The organism is Streptomyces sp. NPDC029139 (assembly GCF_055564335.1).
In genome coordinates this window covers 1-23042 of sequence record NZ_JBVHWN010000009.1, presented here as the reverse complement: position 1 = coordinate 23042, position 23042 = coordinate 1, and the positions used below count along the sequence as shown (strand labels likewise).

General features: G+C 71.6%; 21 protein-coding genes. 5 read left to right on the top strand and 16 right to left on the bottom strand.

What is annotated here, in order from left to right; translation table 11 throughout:
* Nucleotides 1–474: 474 nt before the first annotated feature.
* The 10 genes from ACZ4VW_RS20690 to ACZ4VW_RS20645 all read right to left on the bottom strand — a co-directional run bounded on the left by ACZ4VW_RS20690 (nt 475) and on the right by ACZ4VW_RS20645 (nt 10206).
* Entirely contained in the window at nt 475–1275 is an 801-nt protein-coding gene (locus ACZ4VW_RS20690) for an alpha/beta fold hydrolase (protein ID WP_467964396.1), read from the bottom strand.
* Nucleotides 1276–1348: 73 nt separating this feature from the next.
* Nucleotides 1349–2362, bottom strand: a complete 1014-nt coding sequence (gene dmpG, locus ACZ4VW_RS20685) for a 4-hydroxy-2-oxovalerate aldolase (protein ID WP_467964394.1) — start codon at nt 2360–2362, stop codon at nt 1349–1351.
* Complete coding sequence (locus tag ACZ4VW_RS20680) at nt 2359–3312, bottom strand: acetaldehyde dehydrogenase (acetylating) (protein WP_467964392.1); 954 nt, start codon at nt 3310–3312, stop codon at nt 2359–2361. The genes dmpG and ACZ4VW_RS20680 overlap by 4 nt, the downstream gene beginning before the upstream one ends.
* Nucleotides 3309–4115 carry a 2-keto-4-pentenoate hydratase gene (locus tag ACZ4VW_RS20675; RefSeq protein WP_467964390.1) on the bottom strand — a complete coding sequence of 269 codons (807 nt, stop codon included), beginning with the start codon at nt 4113–4115 and terminating at the stop codon, nt 3309–3311. The genes ACZ4VW_RS20680 and ACZ4VW_RS20675 overlap by 4 nt, the downstream gene beginning before the upstream one ends.
* Nucleotides 4112–4432 carry a ferredoxin gene (fdxA, locus tag ACZ4VW_RS20670; RefSeq protein ID WP_467964388.1) on the bottom strand — a complete coding sequence of 107 codons (321 nt, stop codon included), beginning with the start codon at nt 4430–4432 and terminating at the stop codon, nt 4112–4114. Before fdxA ends, ACZ4VW_RS20675 begins: the two co-directional genes overlap by 4 nt.
* Before the next feature lie 7 nt (nt 4433–4439).
* Nucleotides 4440–5444: an NAD(P)/FAD-dependent oxidoreductase gene (locus ACZ4VW_RS20665; RefSeq protein WP_467964386.1), complete on the bottom strand. Its 1005-nt coding sequence runs from the start codon at nt 5442–5444 to the stop codon at nt 4440–4442.
* 173 nt (nt 5445–5617) lie between these two features.
* Nucleotides 5618–6487, bottom strand: a complete 870-nt coding sequence (locus ACZ4VW_RS20660; protein ID WP_467964384.1) for an IclR family transcriptional regulator — start codon at nt 6485–6487, stop codon at nt 5618–5620.
* Nucleotides 6484–7443 (bottom strand): DODA-type extradiol aromatic ring-opening family dioxygenase, encoded by a 960-nt coding sequence (locus ACZ4VW_RS20655; protein WP_467964382.1) that lies wholly within the window; start codon nt 7441–7443, stop codon nt 6484–6486. Before ACZ4VW_RS20655 ends, ACZ4VW_RS20660 begins: the two co-directional genes overlap by 4 nt.
* Entirely contained in the window at nt 7440–8825 is a 1386-nt protein-coding gene (locus ACZ4VW_RS20650; RefSeq protein WP_467964380.1) for a M20 family metallopeptidase, read from the bottom strand. Before ACZ4VW_RS20650 ends, ACZ4VW_RS20655 begins: the two co-directional genes overlap by 4 nt.
* A 115-nt stretch (nt 8826–8940) precedes the next feature.
* Nucleotides 8941–10206, bottom strand: coding sequence for an aromatic ring-hydroxylating oxygenase subunit alpha (locus ACZ4VW_RS20645; protein ID WP_467964378.1), 1266 nt, complete (start codon nt 10204–10206; stop codon nt 8941–8943).
* A gap of 160 nt (nt 10207–10366) precedes the next feature.
* On the opposite strand from ACZ4VW_RS20645, the gene ACZ4VW_RS20640 reads away from it, so the two are divergent.
* Nucleotides 10367–11866: an AMP-binding protein gene (locus ACZ4VW_RS20640; RefSeq protein ID WP_467964376.1), complete on the top strand. Its 1500-nt coding sequence runs from the start codon at nt 10367–10369 to the stop codon at nt 11864–11866.
* Between the two features lie 133 nt (nt 11867–11999).
* On the opposite strand, the gene ACZ4VW_RS20635 is transcribed toward ACZ4VW_RS20640, so the two are convergent.
* The 6 genes from ACZ4VW_RS20635 to ACZ4VW_RS20610 form a co-directional block, all read right to left on the bottom strand.
* The gene (locus ACZ4VW_RS20635; protein WP_467964374.1) at nt 12000–12947 is read right to left on the bottom strand and encodes a quinone oxidoreductase family protein; all 948 of its coding nucleotides are present in this window, start codon (nt 12945–12947) and stop codon (nt 12000–12002) included.
* A complete protein-coding gene (locus tag ACZ4VW_RS20630) occupies nt 12947–13801 on the bottom strand; it encodes an alpha/beta fold hydrolase (protein WP_467964372.1) in 855 nt (284 codons plus the stop codon). The genes ACZ4VW_RS20635 and ACZ4VW_RS20630 overlap by 1 nt, the downstream gene beginning before the upstream one ends.
* 37 nt (nt 13802–13838) lie before the next feature.
* Entirely contained in the window at nt 13839–14687 is an 849-nt protein-coding gene (locus ACZ4VW_RS20625; protein ID WP_467964370.1) for an alpha/beta fold hydrolase, read from the bottom strand.
* A gap of 144 nt (nt 14688–14831) precedes the next feature.
* Nucleotides 14832–15629, bottom strand: coding sequence for an enoyl-CoA hydratase/isomerase family protein (locus tag ACZ4VW_RS20620; protein WP_467964367.1), 798 nt, complete (start codon nt 15627–15629; stop codon nt 14832–14834).
* Nucleotides 15626–17944: a CaiB/BaiF CoA-transferase family protein gene (locus tag ACZ4VW_RS20615; RefSeq protein ID WP_467964365.1), complete on the bottom strand. Its 2319-nt coding sequence runs from the start codon at nt 17942–17944 to the stop codon at nt 15626–15628. The genes ACZ4VW_RS20620 and ACZ4VW_RS20615 overlap by 4 nt, the downstream gene beginning before the upstream one ends.
* A gap of 207 nt (nt 17945–18151) precedes the next feature.
* Entirely contained in the window at nt 18152–18988 is an 837-nt protein-coding gene (locus tag ACZ4VW_RS20610) for an IclR family transcriptional regulator (protein ID WP_467964363.1), read from the bottom strand.
* 279 nt (nt 18989–19267) lie between these two features.
* On the opposite strand from ACZ4VW_RS20610, the gene ACZ4VW_RS20605 reads away from it, so the two are divergent.
* The 4 genes from ACZ4VW_RS20605 (at nt 19268) to ACZ4VW_RS20590 (ending at nt 22795) form a co-directional block, all read left to right on the top strand.
* Nucleotides 19268–19846 carry an ABC transporter substrate-binding protein gene (locus ACZ4VW_RS20605; RefSeq protein WP_467964361.1) on the top strand — a complete coding sequence of 193 codons (579 nt, stop codon included), beginning with the start codon at nt 19268–19270 and terminating at the stop codon, nt 19844–19846.
* A gap of 143 nt (nt 19847–19989) precedes the next feature.
* Nucleotides 19990–21003, top strand: a complete 1014-nt coding sequence (locus ACZ4VW_RS20600; protein WP_467964359.1) for an ABC transporter substrate-binding protein — start codon at nt 19990–19992, stop codon at nt 21001–21003.
* Nucleotides 21003–21962, top strand: a complete 960-nt coding sequence (locus tag ACZ4VW_RS20595) for an ABC transporter ATP-binding protein (protein ID WP_467964357.1) — start codon at nt 21003–21005, stop codon at nt 21960–21962. The genes ACZ4VW_RS20600 and ACZ4VW_RS20595 overlap by 1 nt, the downstream gene beginning before the upstream one ends.
* Nucleotides 21959–22795: an ABC transporter permease gene (locus ACZ4VW_RS20590; protein ID WP_467964355.1), complete on the top strand. Its 837-nt coding sequence runs from the start codon at nt 21959–21961 to the stop codon at nt 22793–22795. The genes ACZ4VW_RS20595 and ACZ4VW_RS20590 overlap by 4 nt, the downstream gene beginning before the upstream one ends.
* Nucleotides 22796–23042: the final 247 nt, after the last annotated feature.

Here is a 23042-nt window from a genome sequence, read left to right as displayed (position 1 = left end):
TGACTGCCTGTGAGGGCAGAGCAGCAACTTGGCGCCGGGCGGATGAGCGTAAGACGTTAGTCCGGCGCTGCCTGAGCGGGGCTCGCTTTTGAACCTCGCCGTTGCCCGTGTCAGGGGCCGTAGGTGCTTCCCGCGTCGTGGAGAGTGCGTTGAGGGGGAGGGCCGAGGTGCTGGGGTCGTCCAGTGCCACCGGGGCCGCGAGCGCGGCCGCGGTGGAGGACGGCGGACTCGGCGTGGATGTCGAGTGGGGCGCGGTGGCCGGTCCCCGACCGGACCGCGTGCGCTGTGGCAGGGTGCGCCGCATCGGCTCCTCTCCGTACCGGGCACGCTCGGCTGCCATGTCTTCGGGGGCCCAGCGGGTCTCGCGGGAGCGCCACGTGGAGCAGTGCGTGACCGAGCGGCCGCGGTACTCGGTCCTGGTCGGTGGCGTGCGCCGCCACGTGGTCCGGCGGGGGTGTCCACGTTCCTCGCGGGTCAGCCGCGGCCGACCCAGTCCACGACGGTCTCGGCGAACTCCCGCGGTACCTGCTCCGGTGCCGCCACGTGCCCGGCGGACAGCACTCTGGTCGGGCAGCCGAGTGCTGCCGCGAACTTCGCCAGGGACGGCCGGGAGTAGTTGTCCTCGGGCGCGCACACCGCGAGCGTGCGTGCGGTGATCTGCGGCAGGCGGGGTTCCATGACGTAGCGGTGTACGGCCTCGTGACCCTCCTCGACGCGGTCGAGGACGGTCAGCGCGTCCACGACATACCGGCCCAGGGCCGCCTCATCACCCGGCCGGTAGAAGCCGCGTCGCCTGTCCCACAGCTCCCGTAGGTGGGAGCCGTCGGGCGCGGGGTCGACATGGTCGATGCGTCCGTGGGCGACGGCGCCGGCGCGCTTCTCGTCGTCGACGAACGGTGTCCCCGACAGCAACAGGCTGGCCGCGCGGTCCTGGAAGCGGGATGCCAGCTCGACGGCGATCACCCCGCCCGTGTGGTGCCCGACCAGGTGGAACCGGTCGAGGCCGAGTGCCTCGATCAGATCGCCGGCCGCGTCCGCGAACCGCTCGATGGTGTGCGGCCCGGCGGGCTTCGCGGACGCCCCATGGCCCAGCGTGTCCATGGCGATCGCCCGGTACCGGTCTCCGATCAGGGGGAGCACGTCCAGGTACTCCGTCCAGGAGCGAGGTGTCTGGTGGAGCAGCAGCACGGGTTCGCCGTCACCGCACTCCACGTAGTGCAGCTGGCCGAAGCGGCTGGGCGCATAGCCCTTCCGCAGGGTCTCGGTGTCCGTCATGCGTGCGTCGCTTTCGTCACAGGGCCGGCAGCACAGAGGTGCCGACGTTTTCGATGGGGGCGAAAGGCCAGGCTCACTCGGCGCCCTGTGTCGCCAGGTCGAGCGCGATGTCCGTGATCATGTCTTCCTGGCCGCCGACCATCCCGCGCCGCCCGACCTCGACAAGGATGCTGCGGGTGTCCAGGCCGTAGCGAGCGGCGGCCGCCTCCGCGTGGCGCAGGAAGCTGGAGTACACGCCCGCGTATCCGAGGCTCAGGGTCTCCCGGTCGACCCGCACCTCTCGGTCCTGGAGGGGGCGGACGAGGTCGTCGGCGGCATCCATCAGCGGGAACAGGTCGCAGTGGTGCTCCCAGCCCATCAGGTCGGCCACCGCGACGAATGCCTCCAGGGGGCAGTTGCCCGCGCCCGCTCCCTGCCCGGCGAGGGAGGCGTCGACGCGGGTGACGCCCTCCTCCACGGCCACGACCGTGTTGGCGACGCCGAGGGCGAGGTTGTGGTGGGCGTGGATGCCGAGTTCGGTGGCCGGGTCGAGGGCGTCGCGGTAGGCGCGGAAGCGGTCGCGCACGCCGTCCATGGTGAGGCGGCCGCCGGAGTCGGTGACGTAGACGCAGTGCGCGCCGTAGGACTCCATCAGCTTCGCCTGACGGGCGAGCTCGGCGGGCTGGGCCATGTGGGACATCATCAGGAACCCGGCGACGTCCATGCCCAGGCCGCGAGCGGCGGCGATGTGCTGGGCGGCGATGTCGGCCTCGGTGCAGTGCGTGGCGACGCGGACCGAGCGGATGCCGAGGGCGTGGGCCTGCTTCAGGTCCTGGATCGTGCCGATGCCCGGAAGGAGGAGCGTGGTCGGGATCGCGGTGCCGGTGGCGTCGACGACGGCTTCGATCCACTCCCAGTCGGTGTGCGCGCCGACGCCGTAGTTGACGCTGGAGCCCGCGAGACCGTCGCCGTGCGCGATCTCGATGGCGGCGACCCCGGCGGCGTCGAGGGCGGCGGCGATGGTGCGCGCCTGCTCGGTGGTGTAGCGGTGGCGGACGGCGTGCATGCCGTCCCGGAGGGTCACGTCCTGGACGTACAGGCCGGTCACTTGGCCGCCTCCTTCGAAGCAGTGGCGCGTTGGGCGGCCATGCGCTCGGCGGTGCGCAGCGCGGCCGACGTCATGATGTCGAGGTTCCCGGCGTAGGCCGGCAAGTAGTGTGCGGCGCCCTCGACCTCGAGGAAGACGGAGACCTTGAGCGCTTCTCCTGTGCCGGGGGGTGTGAGGCTGTGCAGGGAGTCACCGGGGCGGACCGTCTCGTACTGAACCTTCTGCTTGAGACGGTAGCCGGGGACGTACGCCTGGACGCGGCCGACCATCTCCTCGACGGACGCGGTGACGGCCTCCTCGGCGCTGGCGGAGACCACACAGTGCACGGTGTCCCGCATGATCAGCGGGGGTTCGGCAGGGTTGAGGACGATGATCGCCTTGCCACGGGTGGCGCCACCGACCTGCTCCACGGCCGCGGAGGTCGTCTCGGTGAACTCGTCGATGTTGGCGCGGGTACCGGGTCCGGCGGAGCGGGAGGCGATCGAGGCGACGATCTCGCCGTAGTGGACCGGGGCGACCGCGTTGATCGCGGCGACGATCGGGATGGTGGCCTGGCCGCCGCAGGTGACCATGTTGACGTTCGGGGCGGTCAGGTGGGCGTCGCCGTTGACCGGCGGGACGACGTACGGACCGATCGCCGCCGGAGTCAGGTCGATCAGTGTGCGGCCCAGGGGGCGCAGGACGTTCTCGTGGTGGCGGTGGGCGCCGGCCGAGGTCGCGTCGAAGACGTACTCCACGTCCGCGAACTCGTCCATCGCCACCAGGCCCTCGACCCCGGTGTGGGTGGTGGCGACCTTGAGGCGACGGGCGCGGGCCAGGCCGTCGGATTCCGGGTCGATGCCTGCCATGGCGGCGATCTCCAGCGTCTCCGACAGCCGGAGGACCTTGATCATCAGGTCGGTGCCGATGTTGCCCGATCCGATGACGGCGACCTTCGTGCGGACACTCATGCGGTGTCTCCTTCCGGTGCGAAACGCACACTGACGCGGCCCAGTTGACTGATGCGGGCCTCGAACCGGTCGCCGGGTGCGGCGACGGCCATCGGGCCCAGCGCCCCGGTGAGCACGACGTCCCCGGCGCGCAGCGGGTCGCCCGCCGCCGCGAGCGTCGAGGCGAGCCAGGCGGCGGCGTTGAGCGGGCCGCCCAGGCAGTCGGCGCCCGTCCCCTCGGACACCGGCTCCGCGGCGCCGTCGCGCGTCATGGTCATCCGCACGGCGCGCAGGTCCAGGCCCGACAGTGGTACGGGCGTGCCACCGAGTACGTAGAGGCCGCTGGAGGCGTTGTCGGCGACGGTGTCGACGATGGTGATGTCCCAGTCGGCGTTGCGGCTGTCCACGATCTCCAGTGCGGCGAGTGCGAAGTCGGTCGCCCGGATCACGTCCGCCACCGTGCAGTCGTGGTGTGGCAGGTCCGCGCCGAGCACCAGCGCGACCTCGGCCTCGACCTTCGGCTGGATGAGCCGTCCGGCCGCGACGGTGCCGCCCTCGGGGACGGCCATGTCGGCGAAGAGCGTGCCGAAGTCCGGCTGTGCGACACCGAGCTGGGTTTGTACGGCGGGGGAGGTCAGTCCGATCTTGCGTCCGGCGATGCGGCGTCCCGCTGCCAGGCCGCGTTCGACGTTGAGGCGCTGAACGCGGTACGCCGTGTCGATGTCGCCCTCGGGAAGCAGGGACCGTACCGGGGGACAGGGCTCGCCCGTGTGCGCGGCCGCCAGCAGCGCGTCGGCTGCCTTCGCCACGTCGGCGGCGCTCATCGCGCGCTCACCAGAGGGGTGTCGACGCCCACCGGGCCGAGCGGCGTCGCTCCGCCGGGGGAGCCGAGGGCGCTGTCGCGGCCGGGGAGGACCTCGGTGAAGAAGCGCCGGTTGTCCTCGCGGAAGTCGGGGTCGGCCTTGCGGTCGACCGTGATCGCCTCCGCCGGGCAGGCGAGTTCGCAGGCGCCGCAGTCGATGCACTCCATCGGGTTGATGTAGAGCTTGCGCTCACCCTCGTAGATGCAGTCGACCGGGCACTCCTCCATGCAGGACCGGTCCATGATGTCGACGCAGGGCGCGCCGATGACGTAGGCCATGGTGTGTTCAGTGCTCCTTCTCGGTGGAGTGCCCGGGGAACAGGGCGGCTTCCGGGTCGATGACGGTGGCCGCGTTGTTGACGGCGGTGGCGGCCTCGCCGAAGCCGACCGAGATGAGACGGACCTTGCCGGGGTAGTCGGTGATGTCGCCCGCCGCGAAGACCCGCGGCAGGTTGGTCGCCATGTGGGTGTCGACGGCGATCTTCCGCGCCCGGAGGTCGAGCCCCCACCGCTGCAACGGTCCGAGGTCGGCGAGGAAGCCGAGCGCGGCGATCACGGTTCCGGCCGGGACGAGGCGGGTCTCCCCGGTCGTGCGGTGCCGGATCTCCGCCCGCTCCACCCGGTCCCCGCCGATGAGCCGGCTCACCTCGCAGTCCGTGACGATCTCCACGCCGAGGGTGCGCACCTTCTCCACGGTCGCCGCGTGTGCGCGGAAGCGGGCGGTGCGGTGCACCAGGGTGACCGACCTGGCGATCGGCGCGAGGAGGGCCGACCAGTCGAAGGCGCTGTCGCCGCCGCCGACGACCACCACGTCCTGGTCCGCGTGGACCGACGGGTCCGGCACGAAGTAGGCGAGGCCGCGCCCGAGGAACTCCTCCCCGGCGGGCAGGGGACGCGGCGTGAACGTCCCCACGCCGCCGGCGATGACGACGGCCCCGGCCCGCACCGACGTGCCCTGGTCGCTGCGGACGACCGGCAGTCCGTCGGCGTCGTGCGTCAGCTCGGCGGCCCGGTGGCCCAGGAGGTAGCGCGGGGAGTACGGCTCGGCCTGGGCGACGAGCGCGTCCACGAGGTCGCGGCCGCGCACGGACAGGAATCCGGCGATGTCGAAGATCGGCTTCTCGGGGTACATCGCGCTGACCTGCCCTCCGAGCTGCGGCAGGACGTCCATGACGGTGACGGTCAGGCCGCGGAACCCGGCGTAGTACGCGCCGTACAGACCCGCCGGACCGGCGCCGATGATCAGGACGTCGGTGGTCAGGACACCGGCGTCGTCGGTGAGTTGGCTCATGCGGTGAGCGTAGGAACGAGGGGGTGGTTCTCCCTACGGATCCGTTCCGGTGAGCAGGACGGCCGTTCGGAATCGTGTGAGGTGGGGCGTGTGTGCACCGGAACACGGCGAGGGGCCCGCCCTCAGGCGGACCCCTCCGTGCGGCCGGCGGCCGACGAGCGCAGTCCTGCGGCTCAGGCCAGTGACCTTCCGATGCCCAGCGCGGCGGTCCGCAGCGCCGTCGCGTGCCCCGCCGCGTCCATCCGGTAGGTGGGCGCCGTGATGGACAACGCGCCCACCAGCGTGGTGCCCCCGGTGAACACCGGGACGGCCAGGCTCGCGTATCCGAGCCTGATCTCCTCGGACTCCAGGGCGATCCCCTCCTTCCGGATCAGGTCGAGCTGGGCGCGGAGCCGCCCCGGTGAGATCACCGTGTGCCGGGTGAGCGGCTTGAGGCCGCTGCGGACCACGTCGACGAAGAGCGACGGCGGCGAGTGCGCGAGGATCGCCTTGCCGGTGCCCGTGCAGTACAGGGGAAGCCGGCCCGCCACCCGTGACTCGGCGTTCAGTCCGCGGTGGGGGAAGATCTTGTCCAGGTACACGACGTCCAGGCTGTCGTGGATGGCGAAGTGGATGGTCTCCCGCGTGATCAGGAGAAGATCCTCCATGTACGGCTGCACGGCCTCACGCAGGATGCGCTGCCGGTGCACGCGCTGCCCGAGCTCGAACAGACGCAGGCCGAGCCGGTAGTCGCACCCCTCCCGCTCCAGCAGGCCCCACGTGACGAGTTCCTGGGCCAGCCGGTGCACCGTGGCCTTGGCCGCCCCCGACCGGCGCACCAGCTCGGCGAGCGAGAGAGCGGCGTCGTCGGAGGTGAAAGCCTCCAGGATCGGGCGGACCTTGCCCAGAACGGAGTTCATGGGGTCGGCGCCGACCGCCGCGGCTCTGCTCGTATCGGCCTCGGACCCCGGCGCCGCGCGGTGCGCGGAGAACACGCAGTCGAGTGGCGCCGGGCCGGCGAGGGAGCGATCACCGGCCGTCGCCGCGTCGGCCGGCGCCTTCATGCCGACTGCCCCGTGTCCACGGCCGCGGGGTCGATGACCGCGACGCCCATTCCGGTCAGCCACTCGGGCATCGGCTCGTACGCCAGGCGCCGGGCCGGCGCGTGGTCGAGGACCGCGGCCATCAGCAGCCACGTCCGCAGTTCCTGAGCGCCGTTGCCCGCGGCCTTCTCCAGCTCCTCGGTCGTGTACGCGGTGAGGCGGTGGGCTTCGCCGCGGGTGAGAAGGGTGAGGAACTCGTTGTCGAACTCCGGGGTGAGGGAAGCCTCGGCGGCCCGGATGATCTCGCGACGGCGGGCGTCGTAGTCCTGCCAGTTCTCGCGTCCGTCGAGCCACGCGCCGACCATGAACTCCTCGTCGTCGCCGTGCGGTTCACGCCAGTCGGGCCAGGGCAGCCGGTGCGAGAGCCCGCCCGAGCCGACGACGGCGACGCGCCGGTCGCCGGGGAAGGCGAGTACGGCCTCACGGATGGCCCGCCCCAACCGGTCGCACCGCTCAAGGGTCGGCAGCGGAGGGGCGAAGACGTTCACCACCAGGGGGACGATCTCCACGTCCAGCCCGCCCAGCAGGTACTGGATGGCGTGGGACTGTCCGTGATCGATCTGGAGCCGGGCGGAGAACGCCGGATCGAACCGCCCGCGCTCCACCAGGGAGCCGGCGATGTGCCGTGCCAGGGGCACGTCCACCGGCTGGGGCCCCTTCGGAGTTCCGGACTCGCCGCTGGCGACGCACTCCCCGACGCCGAGAGTGAACGGGGGAATCAGGTCGAGCCAGAAACCGCGGAAGTGGTTCGAGCCGATGAGGAGGACTGTGTCGGGGCGGGTCCGCGCCAGCTCGTCGCGAGCCGCGCCGAGCGCGTCACGGAAGCGTTCGGCGCGGTCCTTGTGGAGGGTTTCTTCCCAGTGCGTGTTCATCAGCGTGCTGTGGGAGGCCCCCACGCCGAGCACGATCTCGCTCATGCCGTTGCTCCTTCCGGCTCCATGACGGGTCCGGCCTCCCCGGCCGGTTCGCACTCCGCGTGGGAACGGGTGAGTGTGTCGACCGCCGTGCGGATCAGGTGTCGGGTCAGTTTCCGCATCTCCCGTACGGAGACGGTGTTCATGCCGCGGGCGAAGTCGATGTCGAAGGGCGCCTCGGCGACCTTCGGCATGCCGACGCGGACCGTCGGGATGCCGCGCCCGCGGAGGATGTTGGCGTCGGTCGCGCCGCTGTTGCCGTTCAGGACCTCGTGCGGGCGCCCTTCGATCGCCTCCCATCCGGCGACCGCGCTGCGGAAGATCCAGCTCTTCCGGCTGGTGGTGGTCCCCGGGACGGCAAGAATCATCTCGACTGTGGCGTCGAGCGCCGGCATCGAGCGTTTCAGCTCCGCCAGAGCCGCGGTGAACTCACGTTTCGCCTGCATGGGCGTCGTCCCGGGGGCGATGCGCAGGTCGACGCGCAGGGTGCAGGCGGCCGTGGTCACCGCGGCCATACGCGGCCAGCCGCCCCGCACCGACGACACGATGCCCTGTGGCGCGGCCGTGCCGGTGGTGTGCCGCTTGGCGTACTGGGCGAACCACTCCTCCAGGTGGCGTACGACGTCTCCGGCGCGACTGATCGCGTTGTCGTAGGGGAGCCGGTGGCGCGAGCCCACGTAGGTGTGGGTCCCGTGCACCGTCACCTCGAACCACACCAGGCCGACCTCGTCCCACGACACGGTCCAGCCCGGTTTGGCGATGACGGCGTAGTCGGTCCACACCCCCTGTTCGAGCAGGAACGAGCAGCCGACGCCCTGACCGGTGTTGAGCCGGTCGCTGCCGGGCCGGGCGTTGGTCGGCATGCCGCCGGCGCCGAACGCGGCCACCAGGTCCCCCGTGAGCGGGACACCGGCCAGCGCGATCGCCTCGGCGGCCATCATCACGCAGGCCGCGTGCCCCTTGGGGTTGGAGGCGCCGAGGCCGGTGACCAGGTCGTCGTAGACGGTGGCCTCGGGGCGCATGTCCTCGCGCAGCTTCGGCCCGATCCACGGCAGGTCCTCGTTCTCGGCACCCGTGGTGAGGGTGTCGATGGGCGCGTACAGCATCAGATCGGGCCCGGTGCCGTCGCCCTCCAGACGGGCCCAGGCGTTCGCCTGGCGTGCGTCGATCGGCTGACAGGCCGCGCGCAGACCCACCGATGCGAGGCTCCTCGCGATGTGTTCGGCAAGGGGGCGCTCGTCGCCGGTCGGGCTGGGGACGCCGACCAGGCCGACGATCAGCTCCCGCAGTCGCTCTTCGGTGACATGCCGCCATGCCTCCGTCACCCAGGCGCGACGCCGGTCGCCGAGCCCGGAGAGCCCGTCGGGCTCGTCGTGGCCGCTCACTGGTTGATCCGGTGGACCTGGGTCATCGTCGTCCGGGCGAAGCGCTTCTTCGCGCGGGGGAGTGCCACCGCGACGGCGACACCGAGGAGGATCTTGAACAGGGTGCGGGCCATGATCAGGCTTCCCCTTCCGTGATGGTCGCGGTGTCAGCGGAGTCCGTGGTGGGCGCGATGACTCCGGCGGCGGCGAGCTTCTTCTCGTACTCCTCCTCGCTGAGGTTGCGCCAGGAGGTCAGCGACACGTCGGGGCGGTAGAGCTTCTCCGGAGGCGCGTCGGTCACGTCGACCATCCAGGCGTCCTGGCCGGAGAACTCGCCGTGGAACAGCCAGCGGACCGCGCCCAGGTACTTGGCGTAGAAGCGGAGCGTGTCCCAGCCCTGCGTGAAGTTGACCATGACGCCGACGTACTGGTGACGGTCGGCGTCGACCGGGACGTAGAACTCGTAATGGATGAACTTGGGGTACGCGATCCGCAGCACACCCGGCATCGAGAGCGAGGCGAAGCCGGGAAACTCCTGCGCTTCGATGACCGGGTCGACGGTGTCGGCCCTGCCGGTGTTGCCGAGGTTGAACGTCTCCTTGGGCGGCTGCTTCTTCCACCACCGCTTGTTGGACCAGTGACCCACGCCCGGGAAGTCGGCCTCCCAGTAGACCTCGTCCTGTACGCGGTAGATCCAGCGATCCTTCGGCACGATCCGGGTGACGTTCCACGTCGGCATCGGCTTGAACAGGCGCCAGAGCGCCGTCCGGTGGAGGTACTTGGCGTGCCCCTCGTCGAAGCCGTTCTCGCAGGCGAAGCGCCAGTTGCCGCCGCGCGGCTCGATGCGGCCGCCCATCACGAAGGCGTTCGACACCAGCTCCTCGGGAAGCTGCTCGTCGATCGGGTGCGGCTCCTCCTCGGCGACCGGCATGTACACCCAGACCATGCCGAGCCGCTCCTCGACGGCGTACGTGCGGACCCCCAGCTTGCCGGTGAGCCGGCACCCGGGACCGTCGGTGATGACCGCCGATAGCCGGCCCGTGGGCAGGTCGAAGGTCCAGCCGTGATAGGGACAGCTGACGGTGCCGGGAAACTGCTGATTGCCCTCGGACAGCGGGACGCCGCGGTGCGGGCAGCGATCGTGCAGCGCGTACACCTTTCCGCTGTCGCGGATCAGCGTGATCTTCTCGCCGCAGAGCGTGAACGGCTTCGGGTCGCCGGTGATGTGGCTCGCCCAGGTGACCGGGTACCAGTAGCCGCGGAAGCCCGACGCCGCCGCGTCGTAGTGGGGCCAGGACGACCAGTCCTGGCGGCCGATCTTGTCGGCGGATCCGCGGCGCGCCTGGGCGGGCTCCTTCGCGGCGGTCCTCTTCACGGCGGGGGGTCGTTCGCTCGTCGTCATCTCGTCGTGGCCTCCTGCTCGGTGGGTCTGCGGCACGAGCATCCGGCGCGGTGCGGCGCCTGCCTATGAACCCGTTCCGGTGAGCGGACCGCGGTGGCGGCGGACCGGTCAGCGAACCACAGCCCTTGATCACCCGGGGGCGGGCGAACAGCATCCGTTCATGAACCGCATGACGATTCCCGGCCTGGTCGACGCCGCGGCCGCCCACCACGGTGAGCGGGTCTTCCTCACCGTCGACGGGATTCATCGCACGTACGCGCAGACGCGTACGGCCGCGGCCACGACGGCCGGTGCGCTGGCGGACCAAGGCTGCCGGCCCGGGGACCGGGTCGCCACGCTGCTCTCCAACCGCGTCGAACTGATCGATCTGGTGCTCGGTTGTGCCTGGCTCGGCGCGGTCGTGGTCCCGCTCAACACGGCACTCCACGGCCGGCTGCTCCGGCACGCCCTGGACACGTCGCGGCCGCGGTTCCTGTACGTGGAGGAGCAGCTGGCCGCGCGGGCGGGAGAGGTGGGCTACGCGGGGGAGGTCCGGGTCGTGGGTTCGGGCTCATCGCCCGTGCCCGCTTCCGGCGCCGCGCTTGCGCTCGACCCCTGTCCCGCCGAACCCGGCGATACCGCCGCCGTCCTGTTCACCTCCGGCACCACCGGGCCCTCCCGCGGGGTCCGCTGCCCCCACGCCCAGTTCGCCTGGTGGGGCCGGAACGTGGCCGACTCGCTGCGGCTGACCGCCGAGGACATCCTCTACACGTGCCTCCCCCTCTTCCACACCAACGCGCTCAGCACGCTGGCGCAGGCGATGACGGTGGGAGCCTCCGTGGTCGTGGACCGCCGCTTCTCCGCGTCGAGGTACTGGACACGGGCCGTCGAGGCGAAGGCCACCTGTGTGTACGTGCTCGGTGCCATGGTGCCGATGCTGCTCGCGCAACCGGCCGGGCCCCACGACCGCGCGCACCCGGCCTGGCGCGGACTCGGCCCTGGCACGCCCGGCGCGCTGTGGGGCGCGTTCCGCGAGCGGTTCGGCGTGACCCTCGTCGACGGGTTCGGCTCCACGGAGACCAACCTGGTCATCGGCGCCGTACCGGAGGACTGCCGTCCCGGTTACATGGGCAGGGTGCGCGACGGCTTCGAGGCGAGGGTCGTCGACGCGGACCTCTCGTGCGTGCCGGACGGAACGCAGGGAGAACTCGTCGTCCGCACCGACCAGGAGCATGCCTTCGCCACGGGCTACCTGGGTGAGGTGAGGCTCGATCCCGGTTCGTGGCGCCGCACCGGGGACCGCGTGGTGCGCGACCCCGACGGCTGGTTCCGCTTCGTCGACCGCGTCAAGGACTGCATCCGGCGCCGCGGCGAGAACATCTCGTCGTACGAGGTCGAGGCCGCGCTGCGGACGCATCCTGATGTCGCCGAGGCGGCCGCGTTCCCGGTCCCGTCCGCACTCGCCGAGGACGAGGTGATGGTGGCGGTCGTCCCGCGCGCCGGCCGCGTGCTGGACCCGGCGCGGGTGGCCCGGCACTGCGCGAAGGAGCTTCCCGCCTTCGCGGTGCCACGGTATGTGGACGTGGTCGAGGCGTTGCCGCTCACCGAGACGGGGAAGGTGCGCAAGTCCGTGCTCCGGGAGAGGGGAGTCACCGGAGAGACGTGGGACCGGTGCGGGTAGGGCTCGTACCGGACGGCCGCTCGGCGCTCCCGGCGGGACGCCGCACGCAGGGCGCACCGCAGGGGCGTGGGACCCGCCCGACCGGTTCCCACGCCCCACGGCCCCGGTCTCTCACCCGGGCGTGCCCGGTCTCTCACCCGGGCAGCAGCACGGCCCGCCCCCGCACCCGCCCGCCCCGCAGCGCGTCCAGCGCCGCGGGAGCTTCCGCGAGGTCGAACTCCTCCACCGCCAGGGTCAGGACACCCTCGGAGAGCCGCCGGGCCAGGTCGCCGGAGACCTCGTGGGCCCGCCGCTCCTGGCGGATCATGTTCACCGGCAGCAGCGCCACCTCGTCGAGCAGCCAGCTCGGCAGGTCGAGCTCGACGCGCGGGCCGGCCACGTACCCGATGACGACGGCGCGTCCGCCCCGCCGCACCCACCGGCTGCGGCCGACCAGCCCGGCGCCGCCGAGCGTGTCGACGAGCAGCGAGGCCGACCGGTCCCGGGCGAGAGCTTCCGCGTCCTCCAGCGTGACGGCCTCCGCCCCTTTCGGAACGTCGGCCAGCTGGTCCTCCCGGCCGACGACACCGGTCACCCGTGCGCCCGCGGCCAGCGCCTGCTGGGTCACCATCGCGCCGACCGCGCCGGCGGCACCCACCACGACGACGTCCTCGTCCTGCCCGATCCGGGCGACGTCGTGCAGAGCCACGTACGCGGTCGTGGCAGGGACGAAGAAGCTCGCCGCCACCGCGGGGGCGAGCGGAGCCGCGAGCGGGGTGACGGCCTTGCGCTTCACACTGACCCGCTCCGCCCACGTGCCGTCGCGCAGGAGACCCAGGCCGCCGCCGCGCAGCACGACCCGCGCCCCGGGCGTGAGACCGGAGTCGGAGTCGGCCTCCAGGACCGTGCCCGCGCCCTCGACACCGCCGACGTACGGCAGGGCCGGCTTCAGCCCGAAGTCACCGGCCGCGACGGTGGCGTCGAGGTGCGAGACGCCGGCCGCCGTGACCTGGACGAGGACCTCGCCCGGTGCACGGACGGGCTCCGGCACGTCGTCGAGGACGGGAGCGGCGCCCCACGTGTGGAACCGTACGGCCCTCATCAGTCGGCGGCCTTGCCGATGAAGTCGAGGCTCAGGGCGTTGTAGCGCTCGGCCTGCTCGTGCTGCGGCCAGTGCCCGCACTCCTCGAACAGTTCGAGGCGCGAGCCGGGAATGCCCTGGTGCAGCGCCGTCGCCTCGGGCACTTCGCCGAACGGGTTCTGTCGTCCCCACACCACCAGCGTGGGCTGGGTGATCCGGGCCAGGTGCTCGGGTCGCAGCAGGTTGCGCTGACGGCGTTCCATGTCCTGGAGGGAGAGGAGGTTGTCGACGCCGGCGACGAACTCCGGCGTGTGGTAGATCGCGTGCCGGACTTCGACCAATTCCTCGGTGGCGGAGGCGTCGTCGGCCATGAGCAGCCGCATCCGCTCGCGCGTGAGGTCGATGTCGTCGGAGGTGACGGCCTTCTTGGTGCTGGTGCGGATGCGTTCCATGATCTCCGGGTTGGCCACGGTGCCGCCGGAGCAGAGGAGCTGGAGGCTGCGCACCCGCTCGGGGTGTTCGATGGCGGCGCGGGCGCCGACCCAGCCGCCCAGGGACTCGCCGACGATGTGGACGCTGTCGACACCGACGGCGTCTAGGTAGTCGAGGAGATGGGTGACGTAGTCGGCGATCTCGTACGGCTTGTCGGGCTTGCCGGTGTAGCCGTGGCCGAGCATGTCGATGGCGTGCAGGTCGTAGGCGGCGTGCGCGGTGATGTTGCGCGCGAACGCCTCCAGGTGGCCGCTGGTGCCGTGCAGGAAGACGACGGCCTGGGCGTTCGGGTCGCCGGCGCGCAGGGTGCGTGTGGGAACTCCGGCGGCGTCGACGTACTCGACGCGGAAGGGGGTGGGGTTGATCTCGGTCCAGATCGACATGGCTGTACTCCGTGTGACGGTCGGGGGAGGGAAAGGTTCAGACGAGGGAGTCGAGAAAGCCGCTGACCACCGAGTGGTACGCCTCCGGGCGCTCCTCCTGGAGGTGGTGGGAGGCGTGGTCCATCACGTGGAGGCTCCCGCTGGGCACCATGCGCGCCAGCATCAGCGGGTAGTCCGGGGTGAGGAACGCGTCCTGCATGCCCCACACGAACAGCGTCGGGGCCTGGATCCGGCCCAGCTCCTGGGTGAGGTCCTGCCAGTCGCCGCGCGGCGAGTCGGACATGGCCGCGAGCGCGCGCTCGCCCCCGTCGAGGCTCTGCTCGTAGCGCAGCGTCAGCGTCTCCTCGGGGAGCTTCGCGCCGTCGTACCACTCCAGCTTGGTGATGAGCTGCCGCATCTTCTCGCGGGTCGGGCCCTCGCCGCCGTAGTAGACGTCCCGGGCCGTGCGGCCGCGGTGACCGTTCTCGGGGAGCGGGGCGAGCGGGCCGTAGAAGACGGGCATGCTGCCGGTGATGACGAGCGACCGGACTCGGTCCGGGTACTTCGCCGCGAGGTTGAGGGCGATGGTGCCACCCCACGAGTTGCACACGAAGTCGGCGCGGTCGACGCCCAGCGTGTCGAGCAGACCGACCGTCTTCGCCGCGTGGTGGTCCCACATCGGGCCCTCTATGCGGGACTTCTCCGACTTGCCGTACTGGTGGATGTCGACGAGCAGACAGCGTCGGGTGGCCGCGAACAGGGGCGCGACGGGCCCGAAGTCGCTCCACGCCGTGCATCCGGGGCCACCGCCGTGCAGGAACACGGTGTCGGGGCCCGAGCCGAGGTCGTGGTAGTGGTAGCGGATGCCCGCGCCGTCCGCGTAGTGACTCTCCGGTGCTGGTGACATGCGGGTCCTTCCGTACGAATGCGGGGGGTACGGTGGCAAGCCCATCACCGCGCCGGGCGTGGGCCCAGCTCCTCGGTCCGGTGAGCGAACCCCTCCCACCTGGCGGTTCGTGGGCGACCGGAACACCCACGTGCGGACCCGCCGTCACCGCCCGGTGAACACCGGGGGCCGCTTGTCGAGGAACGCCTGGAGACCCTCCGCCGCGTCGGCGGTCCCGGTCAGGTCGGCGACGCCCTTCTCCTCGCGCCGCAGGGCCTGCTCGACGGGCAGCCCGTACCCCTCGTCGACGACCCGTTTGAGCAGGGCGATGGCGGCCGTCGGCTGCGCGGCGAGACGGCGGGCCCGCTCGGTCACCACCGCGTCGAAGTCCTCCCGCGCCACTACGGCGTCCACGAGTCCGAGCTCCAGGGCGCGTTGCGACGTCAGTCCTTCACCTTCCATCATCAGGCGCTTCGCCAGATGGGGGCCGACGAGCCGGGGGAGACGCTGGCTGCCGCCGGCGCCGGGGAACAGCCCCAGCCGGATCTCCGGGAAGCCGAACGTCGCCCCGGCCGAGAGGATCCGCAGATCACAGGCGAGGGACAACTCGGCGCCGCCGCCCAGCGCGTGCCCGTTCATCGCCGCGACGACCGGCTTGGGCGCCTGCTCGATCACCCGCTGTACGTCGATCCAGCGGCGCATCTTCGCCTGGTTGTCCGCGGACAGGTCCCGCATGACCGCGATGTCGGCGCCCGCGATGAAGAAGCGGCCGGTGCCGGTGATGACGACGCAGCGCACCTCCGGGTCGGCGGCCAGTGGGGTCAGGACGGTGAGGAACTCCTCGATCATCGCCGGGTCGACGGCGTTCGCCTTGGGCCGGTCGACGCGGATCGTGGCCACGGCGCCGTCACGTGTCACGTGCAGCACCGAGCGCTTCTCCCGGGTCGCGTTCGCTTCGCTCATTCCGTCACTCCCTCTGCGGCCAGTGCCGCCAGCTGTTCGTCGCTCAGGCCCAGCAGGTCCCGTAGCACCTCGTGCGTGTGCTGGCCGAGGAGAGGTGCGGGCCGGTCGAGTCCGCCGGGTGTCGCGGCCAGCCGCACGACGATGCCCTCGTGACGGACCGGTCCGGTCAGGGGGTGGTCCAGTAGGGGATAGAAGCCGCGGGCGGCGAGCTGTTCGTCGGTCTCCACCAGGTCCTGCCCGGTCGCCACGACCGCCGCCGCCACGCCCTCGGTCTGGAGCAGTTCGGCCAGCTCGTCGCCGTCCTGCAGGCTCGTCCAGGCGGCGAGGGCGCCGTCGATCTCGTCCTCGTGCGCCCGTCGAGCGTCCAGGTCGCCGTCGGCGCAGGGGAGTTCGGCGAGGTGTGTCAGGGCGTGCCACTGTGCTTCGTCCGTCACCGACACCGCCACCCACCGGTCGTCACCGGCCGTCGGATACACACCGTGCGGCACGGCACGCGGTGACCGGTTCGGGTGTTCGGCGGTCCGGGGATCGGGCGCTTCCGTCCCGAGAACGGGCTCCAGGGCCGCCGGGCCCATCGTCGCGGCCATCGCCTCCAGCTGGGACAGGTCCACGTGGCCGCCACGTCCCCGCGCCAGCAGGTCGAGGACGGCGAGCACCGCGGAGTCGGCCGCGACCATGTCGCCGAGACCGAAGGTCAGGCCCTGCGGAGGGCCCCCGGGATCCCGGGTCTCGCTGGACAGGCCCGACATCGCGGCGAGCGTGTCCGCGAAGGTCACGGCGTTGCGCCAGGGACCGGTCTGTCCGACCCCCGCCATCGACACCAGGACGACGTCCGGGTTCAGTTCGCGCAGCGACGCGTAGTCCATGCCCCACCGGGCGAGTACACCCGGGCTGAAGTTCTCGACGACGACGTCGCAGTGCGGGACCAGCTCGCGCAGCAACCGCCGGCCGACCTCGGTCCGCAGGTTCAGGGCGACGCCGCGCTTGCCGCGGTTGAAGTTGAGGAAGTAGCCGCTGTCGTCGGGGTCGGAACCCGGCCGCAGATGCATCGAGGGCGCGAACCGTGTGGGGTCCTGGCGGTGCCGCGACTCGATCTTGACGATGTCCGCGCCGTGCTCCCCGAGCTGCTTGGTCACGTACGGGCCGGCGAGGACCCAGGTCAGGTCGAGGACGCGTACCCCCTCAAGGGCTCGGGACCTGGGCTCCTCCCCACTGTCACGTACCCGGTCCGGCCCGGAACCGCGCCACGGCGCCTCGCCCGGCGCCACCTCGCGCAGCGCGGGCAGAGCCACCGGGCGGGGGAGCGCGGCCCACGGGAAGCCGACGTCCTCGACGCCACCGTCCGGCAGCCCTTCGCCGGTGATCGTGACGAGGAAATCGCGGTCGCGCAGCTGCGGGTTGTCTGTCAGACGCCCGGCCGGCACGACCTCCGCCCACGGCAGGGCCCGCGCCCGCGCCTCGGCGGCCAGTTCGGCGGCCGGTCGCCGCGCCGCGAACTTCTGTACGAGAGCGTCCACGTGGGCGCGCTGCCGCCACCTGAAAGCGGGGTCCTGCCAGCGCTCGTCGAGGAGGTCACCGGCCTCGCCCCGCTCCGCCATCCACGCCAGCAGGTCCGTCCACATCCGGTCGCTGCCGGAGTAGCCCCCGGCCACATGGCCGTCCGCGGCCTCGAAGATCCGGTGCGCCACGTGCTCGTACACGCCTCCGTTGCGCACGGGGAAACGTCCGCCGTGGATCCAGGCGAGAGCGGCGGTCTCCAGCGTGGCGGCCACGGCCTCCTGCACGGAGACGTCGACCAGCTGAGGGGTGCCCGACACGACGCCCAGGAGCGCCCCGATCGCGGCGTGTGCCCCCGCGGTCTGCAGCGCCTGCTCCCGCGGGGGCGGCTTGGGCTGCCCGTCGGGGCGCCCGCCGAGCCACGTCATGCCACCCGCCGACGCCAGGACCAGATCGTCACCGACCCAGTCGCGGCGTGGTCCGGTCAGCCCGAAGGGCGTCACCACCACGTGCACGGCGTTCGGCCAACGGGACGAGCCGTCCTCCCGCAGGCCGATCAGCCGTGCCACGGGCCCGCTCTCCAGGACGATGTCGGCGCCCCCCGCCAGTGTGTCGAGGTCGGCCGAGCCGTCCACCGACACCCACCGCTTGCCCGCGTGCCAGTGGGTGCGGGTCGCCGGGCCGAGGTCGGTGCCCGGCTCGATCCGTACGACATCGGCACCGGTGCCGACAAGCAGCCGGGCGCCCTGGAAAGCGAGCTCATCGGTCAGGTCCAGCACGCGCAGTGCCGCCGGGTCCGTGTCTGGTCGTCGCACCACGGCTCTTCCCCTTACGTGTCCGCTGCCTTTGCGGAATCTCACGATCACGGGGGAGGGGAGGCGGTACCACCGGACTGTTCTGCTGACCGAACCGACCGAACCGACCGAACCGAGCGAGCCGAGCGAGCCGAGCGAGCCGACCGAGCCGACCGAGCCGACCGAACCGGCCGACCGAAACGACCGGACCAGCAGGCCCGCGCCGCGCGGTCAGCCCACGGCCGGCGCGCCGCGCACGACGGGTGCCTTCCGTCCGCTCGCCGGGGAGGACCCCCGCGCGGTCTTCTGCGCCACACCGCGCTCGATGCTCTCGGCCGTGGCCCGCAGGACCGCGAGGCACCGGTCCACCGACACCTGCGCGACCGGCGCGGTGACCGAGAGTGCCCCGTACTCCTGTCCGCCCATGGACACGGGCACGGCGAGGCTGGCGTACCCGGCCTTGACCCCTTCGACCTCCAGCGCGTACCCCTGACGTGACGCCCTGGAGAGCCGCTGGGCCAGCACCCCGGGATCCGTCACGGAGCGTGGGGTCAGCACGGGAAGCCCGGTGCGGGCGAGGGCCGCGACCCGCTCGGCTCCGTCCGGTGCCAGGGCGAGCAGCAGCTGACCGGTCGCCGTGCAGGAGGCCGGGAGGCGGCCCCCGACGTACGAGTGGGTGAGCACGTTCGCCTCACCGGCGATCTTCTCCAGGAACAGGACGTGGGTGCCGTCGAGGACCGCGAGATGCACGGCGGCGCGGGTCCGCGTGTACAGGTCGGTCATCAGCGGACGCGCGACCGATCGCAGCACGGAGCAGGCGGGGACGCGCTGCCCCAGGTGAAAGAGCCTGATACCGAGCTCGTACGTCTCCCCGTGCCGGTCCAGCAACCCCCATTGCACCAGTTCCCGGGCGAGCCGGTAGGCCGATGCCTTGGGCACGCCCGAGCGGCGGCTCAGTTCGCTCAGCCGCAACCGGTCCGCCCCCGACTCGAACGCGGCGAGCAGCAGCTGTGCCTTGCCCAGGACCGAATTGGGCAGAAACACCTCGTCGTCGGCGCTCGACTGCATCAGCGTCCCTCACTTCGTCGCACGGCGGCCAAAGCCATTTGACCTGCAACAACGTCCTGTTGCATAGAGGGGCGGGGAGGTAAATTTCAGGCAGCAGATGCACTGATGTCCCGTTTGTCAGGTTCGGTGTCCGATGCGTCGGGCTTCTCCGCCCCCTCGGCGGCACATGCCGCCTCCTCCGTGCCGGTCCGCCAGGTGGGACACCGACCTTTCCCCGGCCCCTCCGGGGTGCCAGCGTGCCGCCACCCCGACAGCACTCTGCCCCGGAGGTGCCATTCGATGTTCTGCCATCACCGCACGGGCCGGCGCCCGCGGACCGTCCTGCTGGCCCTGCTCGTCATGTTCCTCGCCACCGCCTGCGGGGCGGGCACCACGGACTCGGGGGGATCCGCCGGCGGCGAGCGTCCGACCGTGCGGATCGCCCTCGGCGTCGACGGCTCGTGCGCGCCGCTGTACCTCGCGGCCGAGCGCGGCATGTTCGAGAAGGCCGGCCTCGACGTGCGGCTGACGAAGGTGGAGGGCGGGCCGGCCGCCACCCAGGCGGTCACGGCCGGCACAGCACAGATTTCCGCCAACGCCGACTCCACCGCGCTGCCACAGATGGTGAACAATCCGCGGTTGCGCGCCCTGGGCGCCTTCCAGTCCTCGGGTCGCTACCTCGAAGTCGTCCTGCGCGAAGGCATCACGTCACCGCAGGCCGTCGCCGAGATCTCCTTCGAGGCCCGCGCCCTGACCTCGGCCGACGTCACGTCCTCGCGCCGGATCGTGGACTTCCTCAGGGGCCAGGGCCTCATCAGGAGCGCACCCGACCTCGACACGGTGCTGCTGCGCGGCTGGTACGACCGGTACGCCCGGTGACCGTCTGCGCAATGCCATTCCCGGGCTGTCCCACTGAGCGGACCGCCGCCCATGCCTCTGCCCTCCGACCGGCAGTAGCGTGCGCCAACTCGCGGGCCCAGAACCCGATGACCTGCCGAAAAGCGTCCCATTCCGAGGTGGCTATGAACACTGCATCCCACTTGAAGTCCCGCCCGACACGTCGCATCACCGGCTCGGCCCTCGCCGGCGCCGCACTGTTCGCGTCGACCGCGTGCGGAGCGGGCACCACAGACACCGGGTCCGGTTCGGGTTCCGGCGGGGAGGGCCGCCCCCAGCTGCGTATCGCGGTCGGCGTCGACGCCTCGTACGCGCCGTTCTACCTGGCCGGCGCCGAGAACCTGTGGGCCGAGCACGGGGTCGACGTCGACCTCGTCCAGTTCGCCAAGGGCGGCGAGGGCATCGACGCCCTCAACGCCGGACAGGTACAGATGGCCGGCAACTCCGACGCCACCACCATCGGCCTGCTCGGCCAGAACCCGGACCTGCGCTCTCTCCTGGTGTACGAGGACTCCGGGCGCTACCTCAAGGTCGTCCTGGGACCCGATGTGAAGTCCCCGCAGCAGATCCGGAAGATGGCCGTGGTCCCGGGCCTGTCCGAGCTGGCCGCCACCCGGTTCCTCGAATCGAAGGGCATCAGGCCCGACTCGGTCGAGTTCGTCACGTCCGATCCCGCCGAGATCCCCGCGCTCACCAAGAAGGGCGACATGGACGCGTACGTCCTGTGGGAGCCGTGGCCGTCCAAGGGGAAGGAGCTGGGCGCGCGGATCCTGCAGACCACCGGCGACTACGGCCTCAGCTACCAGCACTGGCTCCTCTCGACCTCCCCCTGGCTCAAGGACCACGAGGACATCGCGGCCAAGGTGGCGGCGGCCCTCGCGGAAGCGGCCAAGAGGGTCGAGAGCGATCCGGAGGCCGCCGCGAAGGCCACCAAGGACGCCGCGAAGATTCCCACGGCCCAGACCGTGAACGCGGTGAAGGAGATCGACTTCGAGGTCCGTGACTTCACCGCGGAGGATCTGAAGGGCTACGACGGGACGGTCCGGTTCTACCTGGACACGGGCAAGCTCAAGACCCGTCCCGACGTGACCCGCGCCGTCCAGCGCGGCTGGCTTCCCGAGCACACGGAGGGATCCTGATGAGCGAGGCGACCAAGAGGTTCGCGACCGTACCGGGGGAAGGCGCCCGCGCCGCGGCCACCGTGACGGCCGTCCCCGGTACCCGTACGGAAGAAGCGGCAGCCGGACGCGGAGCGGCCCTGCGCATCGAGGGCGCCGGAATCTCCTTCGGGAACTTCCGGGCCGTTCAGGGCATCGACCTCGACATCCCGGCCGGTGAGTTCCTCTGTCTGCTCGGCCCGAGCGGCTGCGGCAAGTCCACCCTGCTGTCGGCGATGGCCGGATTCACCCGGGTCAGCGAGGGGTCGCTCACTGCCGACGGAGTCCCCGTCAGCGGCCCCGATCCCGAACTCGGCATGGTCTTCCAGAGCAGCGAGGCCCTCTTCGACTGGATGACGGTGCACCAGAACGTCACCTTTGGGCCCCGCATGCGCGGTCGCTCCCGCGCCGAACAGAACCGGGTGGCCGACGAGTTCCTCGGCCTGGTCGGCCTGCGCCACTGCGCGGACCGCTACCCCGGCCGGCTCAGCGGCGGCATGCGCCAGCGCGTCCAGATCGCGCGGGTCCTCGCCAACGAGCCGGGCGTGGTCCTCATGGACGAACCCTTCGGCGCGCTCGACGCGCAGACCCGGCAGGTCCTGCAACAGGAGACGGCCCGCATCTGGCGGGCCTCCGGCTGCACCGTCGTCTTCGTCACGCACGACATCGACGAGGCGATCCTGCTCGCCGACCGGGTCGCCGTCATGACGGCGGGCCCCGCGGCCTCGATCAAGTCCCTGTACACGGTCGACCTGCCGCGCCCCCGCGACGAGTCCGACCCCGCGGCCCTGCGCCTGCGCAACAGGCTGCGCGAGGACATCGGGGAAGAGGTCCGCAAGGCGATGCGGGGCCAGGGACTCGACCAGGACACGGAAGCGGCCGCCGGCGACCGCGCCGAGGCACGCGACGCACACGTCGACCGAGAGGCGAGGGGCGCATGACGATCACCACGACGGAGGCCCCGGCCCCGACCCGCGCACGCGACCGTGCGCGCCGCACCGACGACCGGTCGGGCGGCGGACAAGGGCTGCGCACCATCGGCCTGTACGCCGTCGCCGTCCTCGTCGGGCTGGGTGTCTGGCAGCTCGTCGCCATGAAGTACGGCCCCTCCCTGGTCGCCTCGCCGAAGGAGACCCTGTCGGCCGCCCGAGAGCTGGCCGCCGACGGCACCCTGGGCAATTCGGTCATCGCCTCCAGCCGCCGCATCCTGATCGGCTGGGGCCTCGGCGTCGTGGTGGGCGCCCCGATCGGGCTGCTCATCGGCCAGATCGCGATCGTCCGCCAGCTCCTGGAGCCGTACATCGAGTTCTTCCGCTTCATCCCGCCGGTCGCCTTCGTCACCCTGGCGGTGGTGTGGCTGGGCATCGGCGAGACGTCGAAGGTGGTCCTGATCTTCTACACGGCCGTCTTCATCGTCACCCTCAACACGAGTGCGGGTGTGATGGCCGTCAACGAGTCCAAGCTGCGGGCGGCGGCCAGCCTCGGGGCGAACCGCCGCCAGATCCTGCAGCGCGTGGTGCTGCCGTCGACCGTTCCCTACATCCTCACGGGTGCCCGCCTGGCCATGGGCAACAGCTTCCTGACGATCGTCTCCGCCGAGATCGTCGCCGCCCAGGTGGGCCTCGGCTCCCTGATCTGGACCTCCCGCAACTACGGCCGCATCGACTGGGTCTTCGTCGGCATCATCACCCTCGGCATCCTGGGCCTCGTCTACGACCGGCTGCTGCGCCTGATCGCGATGCGTGTACTGTACAAGTATGGGGTCAAGATGTAAGCGGGGCCGCCGTGATCGACGGGGGCAGCGCAGTGACCAACGGGGGAAGAACGGAGAACACAGCACGTGAGTCATTCCTCGTCCCCCTCGCGCACCCTGATCCTGGATGAGTTCGGCACCCTGCCGGGGGGGGGGGGGGGGGGGGGGGGGGGGGGGGGGGGGGGGGGGGAGAAAAGAGGGGGGGGGGGGGGGGGGGGTGGTAGACCGGTAGTTAGGGGCGTTCCCGGAAGGGTGTTTATGTGCTTCC